The following is a 13057-nucleotide window of genomic DNA, read 5'->3' on the forward strand; positions in this document are numbered from 1 at the left end:
CGCAATTTTAATGGTGAGATAGTGAATAGGGGGCAGAGGCTTCGGAAACACCCCAATTTTTATTGGGCTCTGGGCCCATGTTAAACTCAAGATTACCTCCATTTTGCACTGTTTCTGTCGAAATCCAAGTGTTGTTAAACGACTTCCCATTCAAACTGGCATTTTGTATAAAGGGATTTCTTTTTCCATTTCCTTCTGCAGAAATAGTAAAGGTATTTCCGTTTTCAAGATGCAATACCGCCTTGTCAAACAATGGACTTCCGAGTACATATTGGTTTGTGGCTGGAGCTACGGGATAGAAACCCAATGAACTGAAAACATACCAAGCAGAGGTCTGGCCATTATCCTCATCCCCACAATAACCATCCGGAGCAGGAGTGTACAATTTGGTCAAAACTTCCCTCACCTTGTTTTGGGCTTTCCAAGGTTGTTTGGCATAATTGTACAGATAGATCATGTGTTGAATGGGTTGGTTGCCATGGGCATAATTTCCCATATTCATAATCTGCATTTCTCGAATTTCGTGGATGGTAAAACCGTAGTAGGAATCGTCAAAATCCGGAGGCATGTTGAAAACGCCATCTAACATCCCAATAAATTCATTATCCCCACCCATTAAATCAATAAGTCCCTGAACATCATGAAAAACGGACCAGGTATAATGCAAACTGTTACCTTCGGTAAAGGCGTCACCCCATTTCAACGGATTGAACGGCGATTGAAATTCCCCATTTTTGTTCTTCCCTCGCATTAGTTTTGTTGTTGGGTCAAACAGTTTTTTATAGTTGAGGGATTTTTGATAATAGGTTTCGGCCAGTTCATCATCGCCCAATGATTTGGCCATTTGGGCTATGGTAAAATCAGCATAGGCATACTCTAAAGTTCTGGCGGCGTTTTCATGAATGCCAACATCGTAGGGGACGTACCCTAACTCGTTATAATAATCCAAGCCAGCCCTACCAACGCTGTTTACCGGCCTACCATCGGGGACGGTTGCGTTTTTCAGCATTGCCTGCAGAAGAGTTTCTTTATCAAATCCTTCAACACCCATAAGGTGGGCATCGGCAATAATGGGGGCGGAATTGGAACCGATCATACAATCACGATGTCCAGGACTGGCCCATTCGGGCAACCATCCTGATTCATTGTAGGTATTGACAAGTCCCTCCATAATGTGTCCGTTCAGTTCGGGATACATCATATTGAAAAAGGGAAAGACGGCCCGGAAGGTGTCCCAAAAGCCATTGTCCGTAAACATATAGCCCGGCAAAACCTGTCCATTGTAGGGGCTGTAATGTACAATTTCGTTATCCGCATTATACTCATAAAACTTCCTTGGAAAAAGCAACACCCGATACAAGCAGGAGTAAAAAGTGCGTAAATGGTCTATGTTTTTTGTGCTGACCTGTATTCTTCCCAATTCTTTTTCCCATGCTTCGGTTGCCTTGGTACTGGTTTCTTCAAAACTTTGGTTTCCGATTTCTCGATTTAGGTTCAATTGAGCCTGTTCATGGCTGATGAAGGAGGATGCTACCCGTACATTCACTTTTTCACCTCTTTTTGTTTTGAAACCAATGATGGCACCCACATGTTCTCCTCTGTTTTCAGTTGAGTTTTGATGTAATTCCCAATCGTCTCCCCAAGTATGGTTAAGTTCAAAGTCTTTGTCAAATTCAGCAACAAAATAATTATGGAAATTTTCAGGAACACCTCCGCTGTTGTTTCTACAATAGCCGATTATTTTGCGTTCTTCGGGTAAAATTTTAACCATGGAGCCCTTAAAAAAGGCATCGAGCATGATGTATGCCTGGTCAGTTTCTGGAAATGTAAAACGAAAATGGGCGGCACGTTCCGTCGGAGTCACTTCGGCAAGAACATCATAGTCCGCCAAATAAACCCCATAATAATCTGGTTTTACAGTTTCCGCTTTATGCGAAAAATGCGAAGCCCGTTCATCTTCCTTATATTTTAAATCTCCTGTTACGGCCATTAACGAAAATGCAGCATAATCGTTGATCCAAGGACTGGGTTGGTGCGTCTGTTTTATTCCACGGATAGTTTTTTCATCGTATTTGTAGGTCCAGCCATCTCCCATTTTAGAAGTCATGGGAGTCCAAAAGTTCATGCCCCACGGAGTAGCTATTGCGGGATACGTGTTTCCGTTGGACAAGCTGAAATCCGAATCGGTTCCCATCAACGGATTTACATATTGAACCAAGGAACTTTCTTCTTGATCTTGTTCCATGGCCGCGGTCTTGTCCTTTGTTTTTTGACATGAAAGCAAAATCGTAGTCGCTGTCAAAACCAAGAGCATTCTTAAGTAAAATATTTTCATCGCTTTCAAGATTTAGTAGATTTTGTTTATCTCAGGTGATTTTGTTTGATTGTTGTCGGCCAGATCAACATCCGAAGTCATGGTAAAAACCAATTCCCCGCCAGATGCTATTTCTTTATGGGTAATATAACTTCTATCCAATTTTTTCCCATTTAAGTAAACCGCCTCAACAAATGTGCCGTCAGTATTTCCATTCTTTTTTATTGTAAATGTTTTTTTGTTTCCCACTTGGACTTCTGCTTTGTCAAATAACGGGATGCCGATATCGTAGACACCTTGCGCGGGATTTACAGGATAAAATCCGAGGGAACTCAAAATATACCATGACGACATTTGTCCGCAGTCTTCATTACCACAATGTCCATCAGGCTCATTTTTATATTGGTTTTCCAAAATGGTACGGACCAATTTCTGTGCTTTGGAAGGCTGGCCCACATAGTTATATAGATATGCAACATGATGGCTGGGCTCGTTTCCATGGGCATATTGACCGATCATTCCAGTGCTAAACAGCGGTAACTTGTCATTGGGTTCGGGATAATAACTGAACATGGAATCCAACTTTTGGGTAAAACGCTCTTTTCCTCCAGTTTTGGAAATGAGTCCGTTCACATCTTGCGGAACAAACCAATAGTAATGCCATGCATTGCTTTCACAGAAATAAGGGGTGTATTCCTTCGGAATAAAGGGTTCAATAAAATTACCATCCGGGTCTTTGGGCTGCAACCAGGTTCGTTTGGTATTGTACAGGTTTTTCCAGCTTTCGGAACGTTTTAAAAAGTAATTGTAGTCTTCCATTTTGCCCAAATCCTTGGCGAACATCGCAATACACCAGTCGTCATAAGCGTATTCCATGGTCTTGGAAACCGACCAGTTTTCATGACCTTCATCAACCGGGATATAGCCTTTTTCTTTATAAATATCAATTTGACGGTCGTTGACCATTGCACTTTCCTTGCAGGCTTTGTAAGCCAGTTCAGCATCGAAAGCAAACCCTTTAAAGTAAGCGTCAACAATAACCGGAACAGCATGGTAACCGATCATCATGTTAGTTTCACTTCCTTGCATGGACCAGACGGGAAGAACTCCGGTTTCATTATAATGTGCCAGCAATGATTTTACCATGTCGGGCACTTTTTCAGGTTGAATTATGGTGTACAAGGGATGCGCTGCCCTAAAAGTATCCCAAAGCGAAAAAGTGTCATAACGATCAAAACCGTTGGCTCTAGCTATGGAATCAGTTCCGTCTTTAAGTTTTCCATGTGCATCATTGGCGGCTTTGTATTCACCATTGCTATCACTGTACAGGGTTGGGGCCAACATGGACTGATAGAGCATGGTATAAAAAATGGTCTTCTTATCTAAATCAGTGGTTTCTATTTTGATTTTTTGCAATTCTTTTTCCCAAATACCTTCGGTATGTTCTTTGATTGCTTCAAAATCTTTTTGGGCCTCAGTTTGAATGGCTTTGCCCGCAGTTTTTGAACTTACGGAGGACAGGCCGGTCTTGATTAGGATTTGTTCGCCTTCCACTGTGCTGTAATCCAAAATGATTTTTGAAGAGTTCCCATCCGGAGTTAAAATAATCTCATTGGACTCAAACGGTTTGGAAAACCGCATTTTGAAAAAGAGCCGTTGGTTTCTGGCCCATCCGGTTGACATGCGATAACCCTGCAAGGTAGAATCGTTAATTACTTCGATGAAAGTGTCCGTTGGTTTGTCCCAGTTGAGGGAATATCCCAAATCTATATGGATTTGCGTGTTTTTATCCTCCGGGAAAGTATATCTGTGGACACCGACCCGACTGGTGGCCGTCATTTCAGCTTTAATTCCATAATCCAACAGATTTACCCAATAATATCCGGGCGATGAACCTTCATTTTGATGGTCAAACTTTGAATACGGTTTGAAATTATTTTCTGGAATGCTATCAGAAAACCTGCTGTTGGTCGGCATGACCAAAATATCATATAGATCACCCGCTCCCGTACCGGTAAGATGCGTGTGCGAAAACCCCGTAATAATAGAATCTTGATAGTAATACCCGGCAATGCGATCCCAACCCGGAATGCCAATGTCGGGACTTAGTTGAACCATCCCGAAGGGGGCGGTGGCACCAGGGTAGGTATTGCCAGGTCCATCAGTACCAATAAATGGATTTACAAAGTCAATTAGTCTTTCAACAGAAACGTCCTTTGGAGGTTGTGGAGAACAACCAAATGCTAAAATCAACAATCCTATATATGCAAAATCCAACTTCATTTTTAATCTTCCTACATCCGTTTTATCATATTGATTCACTACGCCTGATGGCGAATTACCGAGTTAAGAGGACTAGTTTTCATAACTCTCAAATTTGCCTTCTTTAGTTACGGTCAAGAGCTTGTTGGTAAATGGACTTTTAGCCGAAAGAATGAATCCTTTGGTATACTTTTCCAGAACAGGCGCTATGTTTTTTCCGAAAAGTTGTTTTGAAGGGCCATTTAACTGGCCTTCAACCTTGCTCCACGTTATTTTTTGTTGATTTTCAGAAATTAAATCCCGGTACAGTTCATAGAGATACCATTTGATATGCTCATCCTTTGGGATTTCAAAATTGAAAGAAGGGCCACCCACTTCGTTTTCGGAAAAATACACATAGCCCCATTTTTCGGGCTCGTGCATATTGATCACATATTGTGGAGACCACACCCAATTGTTCTCATGCAAAAATTCTCCAGTTTTTGGATCCTTCTTTCTCGAATATTTGCCATCAGACACATCAAAATCCCAGTTGACCCTGGAAAATCCAACCCTCCAAAATTGGTTTTTTGGCACATTGTTTTGATAGTAGCCTGTGCGAAGGTCTTTAAAGGGAATAGCTATTTCAATCGTCCAACCTTGGTCAATATCAGATGGGTCGTTAAGCGTGCCTTGCACCGATACGGCCGATTGAAGTCCTAAAGCTTCCCATCCGTTGATGGTTTCGTTACCAGTTCGATATGGAGCGGTAATATATTGGTCCCAAACCGTATTCAATACATTCCATTCCAATTCATAATATCCGTGCACATCTGCTTCTGGGTCGAGAAAAATTTCGAAATCGTTGTTATGGAAGATAACCGCATCGTGTTCAGTAATGTCTCCCCATACATGTGGTTCGTCCAGTCTTGCAAAAAAATAGACATGGTTTTCGTCCCAAAGCATTTTCATTCGGGTATCGTAAGTGGGTTTTTTAATTCCTTCGATATCAATAAATAAATCGGACCAAGGCGCCTTTGCCCAAGAAGATTCGTTTGCTTTTCCATCTATAGTGATGGAATCAATAGCCTTGTAGGCCACATAACTTCTTGGTTTTTCTTGTGCGTAGAGCAATACACAGCCCACATAGACCAAGAAAAGAACCAAGCTGATGAGTTTTTTATGTTTTCCCACATTGTCCATCGTATTGTTTATAAACTGTTTTCTTTGGTGAATTTTACAATTTCGGAGATATGTCCGAAAGCTAATCCAACCACGGTGTCTGCCGCACCGTAGTAGATGGCGATCTTATCTTCTACAATGGAGTGCAAAGTGGCGCATGGGAAAACCACATTGGGCACATCGCCCACACATTCATAGGAAGTCTGCGGGGACAAAAGATAAGGTTGGGTTCTGTATTTAACCTGATCCGGATTGTCCTTTTCCAAAATGGCCGCCCCCATGGAGTATCTAAAACCATTGCAGGTGTTTATTACACCATGATAAATCATCAACCAGCCTTCATCCGTTAAAATAGGAACTGATCCGGCGCCAATTTTGGTGCACTGCCAAGCACTGTCCTCAAAAGGAGAAGCTTTCATTACGCATCTGTGCTCGCCCCAATATTTCATATCGGGACTGTAGCTGATATAAATGTCACCGAAAGGCGTATGTCCATTATCGCTCGGTCTGCTGAGCATGGCATATTTACCGTTGATTTTTTCAGGAAAGAGCACTCCGTTTCTATTGAATGGGAGAAATGCATTTTCACATTGAAAGAATTCCTTAAAATCGAAAGTGTACCCAATTCCAATAGTTGGGCCGTGATATCCGTTGCACCAAGTGATCCAATAACGATCTTCAATAAAGGTGACCCTAGGGTCATACTTGTAATCGGATTCGATCATTTGGGTATTTCCAGCTTCGAATGCTATGGGGTTATGGTTGATGTCCCAATGGATTCCATCTTTACTGAAACCAGCAAAAATGTTCATCTGTACGGCCTTATTGTCACATCTAAAAACCCCGGCATAGCCATCTTTAAAGGGAACTACCGCGCTGTTGAAAACACTGTTGGAAGTTGGGATGGCATCTCTTTGAATAATGGGATTTTCGGAATACCGCCAAACAACATCTGAAATGTTCGAAGGTCTATCCTGCCAAGGAATTGCGTTTGTTTTTATTGAAACTTGACTGTTCATAGTATATAAACGGTGGTTTGGAACTTAATTCGGAATTTTTTGAACCTTGTTCAACCAAGTGTACTTTAAAATTATGGAAGTTATTATAAATACGATCAATGCAATTAGGGTTTTTGGGTAATCCCGAATCACCAAATAAATGGGGAGAAGGATCATGCTGGATTGCCAGATGATGCCAATAACGCAGTTCATCATATCCATCCAGAAATCATTGTTCTTTTCAAAGCTGGAATCTTCAGTTTTTATTTGATTGACTACGGGTTTCCACAATCCCCAGGGTTTAACCTCTTTATAAAATGATTTGAGCACAGAAATGTCTGTAGGTTTGGTAAAATAAGTGCCCAAATAGGATCCCAACAATGAAAACCCAAATATGATGGGAAAAAGATAAATGGCGTGCATATGGGCAATGTTATACAGCAAATCCCCTTCCATAATATGGGTTTTGTTTTGATCTAAAATAAATTGAAGGGTAGCTACTACCAAGCCAGCAACCATACCCCAGAAATATCCCCATCCATTAAATCGCCACCATACCCATTTTAAGAAATTGGCTGCTACGTATCCACCATAAAGGGCACTGGTGATCCACAGTGTGAGTGAGTTGATGGATTCTGCAAAGAATCCCATGCATACACCTAAGGCCACTACGACAAAAGAGGCAATATGACTTGCCTTAATATAATGTTTGCTGGTAGCGTCAGGTTTAAAGTATTTTTTATAAATATCATTTACAATATAGGCTGGTCCTGAGTTAACAAAGGCTGAAAAGGTTGACATAAAAGCCGCCAAAAGTCCTGCCAATAACAAGCCTTTTATGCCCACAGGCACGTGAAAATTGATGACTTTAGGAAGGATAACTTCCAAATCACCGCCAACAAGGCCTGGATTCGCACTCATGCTTGGGGCGAGAACCACCAGGGCAATGACGACAATTCCGGCAATCAATAAATAGCGCGGAATGTATAGCACCAAATTGGTGAAACCACTCATGTAGGCTGCTTCCTTCACAGTTCTTGTAGAAAGAATCCGTTGAAAATCATAGCTTGGAACAGGTCCCGCTATGCTTGCAAAAAAGCCCTTAAATAGGGTCATCCCGATGAAGGCTCCGAACATTTTGTAGCCTTCAGAATCGATGAGGTCGTTAAATGCCTGGAATTTATCGCTCCATATCATCCCCAATTCGTTTCCAAAGAAAACACTTCGCCATTCTTCAGAGATTATCGCGTTGATTTCAACATCGGTAATGGCAAAAAAGGTATACCCTGCAACCAAAATTCCCGCAATGACCATAATAATGTACTGAAGTACTTCTGTGGCCACCACCGAGAACATGCCCCCCTTTATGGTATAAATCGTGGTCAGAAAAATAATGATCAGCGCATACGACTGCTCCGAGGTGAGCAATAATAGATCACCAATTTCCAAGGGAATGTTCCATGGCAAAATGATGGTCAAAAATTTACCGATACCTTCAAAGAAATAGGCAATGAAACCGACAACTGAAACAATGGCAAATACGGCAACGATACTATGCGAAGCCCTACCTGCTTTTCCATCCCCAAAGCGGGTAAGAATCCATTCAGAACCTGTCATAATGTTGGAGCGTCTTATCCATACCGCCAAGAACATCATCACAAAAATCTGGTTCCAAACGGGCCAGAGCCACATGAACATAAAGCTTTTTACCCCATAAAGAAATAGGATGCCCACCATCCAGGCTGTACCTGAAATATCGAACATACCTGACCCATTGCTAAGACCGAGATAATACCATTTGATATTGTTTCCGCCCAGAAAATAGGATTCCAGCCCTTTTGACGCCTTTTTGGAAACCCAAATCCCGATAAAAAGCGTTAGCAATACATAGACAACTATGATTGAAATGTCAATTACATCCATATGATCGTACCGGCCTTAGCTAAAGGCCCCAATTTTTATTCGGGTCTGCACCCATTTTAAATTCCAACGTACCACCAGCCATAATTTCATCATGGGTGATGTAGGTACGCTGCAATGACTTTCCATTTAATTTTACTGATTGAATGTATTTGTTGATTGATGAAGTATTTTCTGCCAAAACCACAAAATTCTTTTCTGCGGACAAAGCTATAGTTGCCTTTTTAAAAAGGGGGCTTCCCAATTCATATTGCCCGGAAGCCGGATTCATGGGATAAAATCCCAATGAGCTAAAAACATACCAGGCCGACATTTGACCGCAATCCTCGTTCCCGCTCAACCCGTCTGGTTGGGTGCTGTATTGGGTGTCCAAAATTTCACGAACCCAATATTGGGTCCGCCATGGCTGTTTGGCCTTATTGAACAAATAAGCAATATGGTGACTTGGTTCATTACCATGCGCATATTGCCCAATCAAGCCTGAAATATCTGCCGACACATTATCTCCTGAAATCTCGGAAGATTCGGTAAAAAGCTGCTCCAGTTTTTGGGTGAAAGGTTCATTTCCGCCATGCAGTTCAATAAAACCAGGAACATCATGGAGAACAAACCAGCTATGCTGCCATGCATTTCCCTCGGTATAATCGGTATGAAATCTATGGTTGGAATATTTTGGGTCGAAAGGTTCTCTCCAGCTTTTTTTATCCGCAGAACGTCCTCTCATAAATCCGGTTTCGGCATTGAATAAATGTTTGAACGCTCCGGAACGATTCAAAAAGTAGGTATGGTCATCATCTTTTCCCAGTACTTTCGCCATTTGGGCCACACACCAATCGTTGTAAGCAAACTCTAGGCTTATAGTAACCGATTCATCCAATTCGATATATGGGATAAATCCAAATTCCTTGTAAGGTTTCAAACCACGGATATCATCCATCATGGTTGTGCGAACTGCCTCGTAGGCTTTGTCAACATCATAGTTTCTGATTCCCTTTAAAAAAGCCTCCGCAATCATGGAAACTCCGTGGTTTCCAGTCATGGTATTGGTTTCATTGGCGTAAAGCGTCCACACAGGGAGTCGACCTTGTTCCTCGTAATAGATCAACATGGATTGGATGATACTGTTGACTTTTTCGGTTTGAAGAATGTTCAATAATGGATTTTCAGCACGAAACGTATCCCATAAAGATAAAGTAGAGTATGCTTGCCAGTCACCGGCTTTTGCAATGCTGTCGTTTTGAAGTCGGAATTCCCCATTGGTATCGCTAAAAAGGACAGGAGCGATTTGAGTGTGATACAGTGCAGTGTAAAAAATGGTTTTTAATGAATCTTGTGGGGTCTCAATCTCTATTTTGGAGAGCAGATTTTCCCATTGCTTACTTGTATTCTTTTTGGTTTGGTCAAAAGAATGGGGAGTTCCGTGTTGATTCAAATTTTCTTTGGCATTGGCAATACTGACAGAAGAGACCGCAATTTTTAATTCAATAGTTTTTGAGGCGCCTTCCTTGAAAAAGAACTGTCCTCCGGTTTTGATCGCTGAAACTTCGTTTGATCCATCCAAAACTTCTCCGTCCGCTATCAAATTTACAGTTGCGATGGGTTGGGAAGATGCAATTGCGAAGAACACTTTTTGGTTTTTGGCCCATCCGGTGCTATGACGATATCCGGTGACGAGAGTTTCATTTTCCAAACGTATTGAGCTTTCAGTGGGTTTGTCCCAGTTGACAGCATATCCCAAATCAAGAATAAAAGAGGGGGAACCTTTTGTTTGATAACTGTATTTGTGAAATGCCACATAAGAATTCGCGGTCAACTCGACCTCAATGTTGGGTTCATCCAAGGTTACTTTGTAATAACCTGGTGAGGCTACTTCTGTTTCATGAGAGAAGTTGGACGTATATGGAAGACTGTCCTTTGACGTGCCGAAAAGTGATAGATTCACAGACTTGTTCGTGGGCATAAGCAAGATGTCGGCCAAATCCCCAATGCCCGTTCCACTTAAGTGGAGCTGCCCAAAACCGGAGATTATGGAATCTGTTATGTGGTATCCAGAACACCAATCCCAACCCCCTGTGCCGTTATCAGGACTGGGCTGTACCATTCCAAAAGGGGCTGTTGGACCTGGAAATGTATGTCCATGACCTCCAGTTCCAATAAAGGGATCCACGTAGGAAGTTAAAGGTTTTGAACGTTCGGATTGTTTTTGTTGTTCGCAGGAAGAGCCCACAACTAATACGGATAACACAAGGATGTAAAAGAATTTATCCATTGGCTATCAGTATTGGTATTTTTTATACTTTTCCAAAAAGCGTTTGATTTGATTGAATTAGCTAAGTAATCAGGAACAGTCTTTATCCGTAAAAACGGCTAAATCTATTGTATTCCTAAATATTTATAATTTTATCCCATAGAAGAATAAAATTAGACCAATAACCAGCCCTAAAAGCTAAACAACAGAAAAACCGCACAAAAAAACACCCAGAATTCCATGTATATAAATGACAAGCTGGAGGGGCTCTTAAATGGTGAAGCACCTCGACGATATCGCATTACGTATAAGCATCATATTGTCTTTTGGTTCATCTATTTTGCTATCAATACATTGCGTTGGGGGAGTGTGCACGACGATTTTTCCCTATCCTTGAGAACAAACCTGATAGGTTTTCCCATTCATATTGCATTGTCCTATTTCAACATCTATTTTTTGATGCCCAAATACGTATATACAAGAAAATATGTGACTTACGCCGCCATGGTGATCATTTCCCTTTTTATAATGCTTTTAGTGAAATTTAATCTCACTTATTATTTGGTCAGTACTAATGTTATGCCCGAAGGTTCGGGCATTACGGATAGCATAACGTTTAACTATGCCATGACAACCATGATTGGAGAGCTTTATGTGGTAGCTTTTGCAACAGCGATAAAAGTTACCGTGGATTGGCTTAGGGAAAACAGCAAGCTACATGATTTGGAAAAGAGACAGTTGTTGACAGAGTTGAAGTTTTTAAGATCACAGGTGTCACCACATTTTTTCTTCAATACGTTGAACAATATTTATTCTCTTACCCTTGAAAAATCCAATAAGGCGCCGGAGGTAATTCTTAAACTTTCTGAAATGATGCGTTATTTGTTATATGCAACCAGAAAAAGAAAACAAGATTTGAGAAGTGAGATCGATTGCATTCAAAATTACGTGGATCTTGAGCGTATTCGCTTTGACGATACCCTTCAAATAGATATAGGGATATCGGGAGATATGGATAACAAGGTGATAGCTCCGATGTTGCTTGTCCCATTGATTGAAAACTGTTTTAAACATGGTGCAAGTAAAAATATAGGGGATATGCACATCTCTGTAGATGTTGATGTAACGGACGAGTTCTTGTATTTCAAAGTGTCCAATACAATTCCCAAAAAAGATAGCAGAAGCAAAGTGGAAACCAGTAGTGGAGGTATAGGTCTTTCCAACGTAAAAAAAAGATTGGAATTGGGTTACAACCCAGAGGATTATGAACTTTCTATCTTTGAAAAAGACAGAATGTTCCATGTAGATTTAAAACTTAAAGTGTGATGGAGTTACGGGTAATTATTGTAGACGATGAACCTTTGGCAATTAATGTGCTAAAAAATTATGTAGAACAGGTAAAACAGCTTCAGCTGGTGCAAACCTTTTCAAATGCCATCGATGCTACCTCTTTTCTGCAGGAAAATGAGGTGGATATCATTTTTTTGGACATCAACATGCCTATTTTGGATGGGATGGAATTCTTAAAATCGCTTCATGTGGTTCCCATGGTGGTAATCACAACTGCGCATGAAGAATATGCTTTGAAGAGTTTTGAACTGGAGGCAATTGATTATTTGGTAAAACCGATTCCATTTCCGCGCTTCCTTAAAGCCGTAAATCGTATCATCAGCCTAAAACAGGACACCATAAAATCTGGCGGATCAACCAATGAGCACCCCAGCATATTTGTTAAGGTTGACAAGAAAAAACTGCAAAAAATCTTTATCGATGAAATTGTGGTTGTCGAAAGTCTCAAGGACTATATCAGAATTAAAACAACCTCGGCAAAATACATTATTCATAGAACGTTGGGGAGCTTCACTGATGAACTGCCATCAGATAAATTTATACGGATTCATAGGTCTTACACCATTGCTATTGACAAGGTAGAGGCCATAGAGGGCAACAGCTTGGAAATTGATGGCATCAGGTACATTATCGGAAGAAGCTATTTGAACGAAGCAAAAAGTCGTATTCTAAACGACAGCGCAAATTAAGTCCAGTTCGTTCTGGAGTCAAATTGATAATACATAACTATATAGTTATCAATTCCTTCGTTTGTCTTTGCTGCTCCGTTATTGGTCGAAAACTTTTAACTTGTAGAAGTTTATG

Annotated in this window: 8 protein-coding genes; 2 read left to right on the forward strand and 6 right to left on the reverse strand. The window is 41.0% G+C overall.

The annotated features are described in order from the left end of the window. Positions 1–7: 7 nt before the first annotated feature. From ACULLG_RS05295 to ACULLG_RS05320, 6 genes are all read right to left on the reverse strand, one after another. A complete protein-coding gene (locus ACULLG_RS05295) occupies positions 8–2335 on the reverse strand; it encodes a GH92 family glycosyl hydrolase (protein ID WP_452125723.1) in 2328 nt (775 codons plus the stop codon). Between the two features lie 12 nt (positions 2336–2347). Beyond that, positions 2348–4597 carry a GH92 family glycosyl hydrolase gene (locus ACULLG_RS05300; protein WP_452125724.1) on the reverse strand — a complete coding sequence of 750 codons (2250 nt, stop codon included), beginning with the start codon at positions 4595–4597 and terminating at the stop codon, positions 2348–2350. Positions 4598–4669: 72 nt separating this feature from the next. Next, a complete protein-coding gene (locus tag ACULLG_RS05305) occupies positions 4670–5758 on the reverse strand; it encodes a carbohydrate-binding family 9-like protein (protein WP_452125725.1) in 1089 nt (362 codons plus the stop codon). An 8-nt stretch (positions 5759–5766) separates the two neighbouring features. Next, positions 5767–6756 (reverse strand): glycoside hydrolase family 130 protein, encoded by a 990-nt coding sequence (locus ACULLG_RS05310; RefSeq protein ID WP_452125727.1) that lies wholly within the window; start codon positions 6754–6756, stop codon positions 5767–5769. 24 nt (positions 6757–6780) lie between these two features. Continuing rightward, positions 6781–8658: a sodium:solute symporter family protein gene (locus tag ACULLG_RS05315; RefSeq protein ID WP_452125729.1), complete on the reverse strand. Its 1878-nt coding sequence runs from the start codon at positions 8656–8658 to the stop codon at positions 6781–6783. Between the two features lie 19 nt (positions 8659–8677). Beyond that, positions 8678–10924 (reverse strand): GH92 family glycosyl hydrolase, encoded by a 2247-nt coding sequence (locus tag ACULLG_RS05320; RefSeq protein WP_452125730.1) that lies wholly within the window; start codon positions 10922–10924, stop codon positions 8678–8680. 219 nt (positions 10925–11143) lie between these two features. Between ACULLG_RS05320 and ACULLG_RS05325 the strand changes: the two genes are divergently transcribed. Both ACULLG_RS05325 and ACULLG_RS05330 read left to right on the forward strand, forming a co-directional pair. Then, positions 11144–12229 carry a sensor histidine kinase gene (locus tag ACULLG_RS05325; protein ID WP_452125731.1) on the forward strand — a complete coding sequence of 362 codons (1086 nt, stop codon included), beginning with the start codon at positions 11144–11146 and terminating at the stop codon, positions 12227–12229. After that, positions 12229–12942: a LytR/AlgR family response regulator transcription factor gene (locus tag ACULLG_RS05330; RefSeq protein ID WP_452125732.1), complete on the forward strand. Its 714-nt coding sequence runs from the start codon at positions 12229–12231 to the stop codon at positions 12940–12942. The genes ACULLG_RS05325 and ACULLG_RS05330 overlap by 1 nt, the downstream gene beginning before the upstream one ends. The last annotated feature ends 115 nt before the right edge of the window (positions 12943–13057 follow it).

It is taken from the genome of Flagellimonas sp. 2504JD1-5 (genome assembly GCF_053618295.1).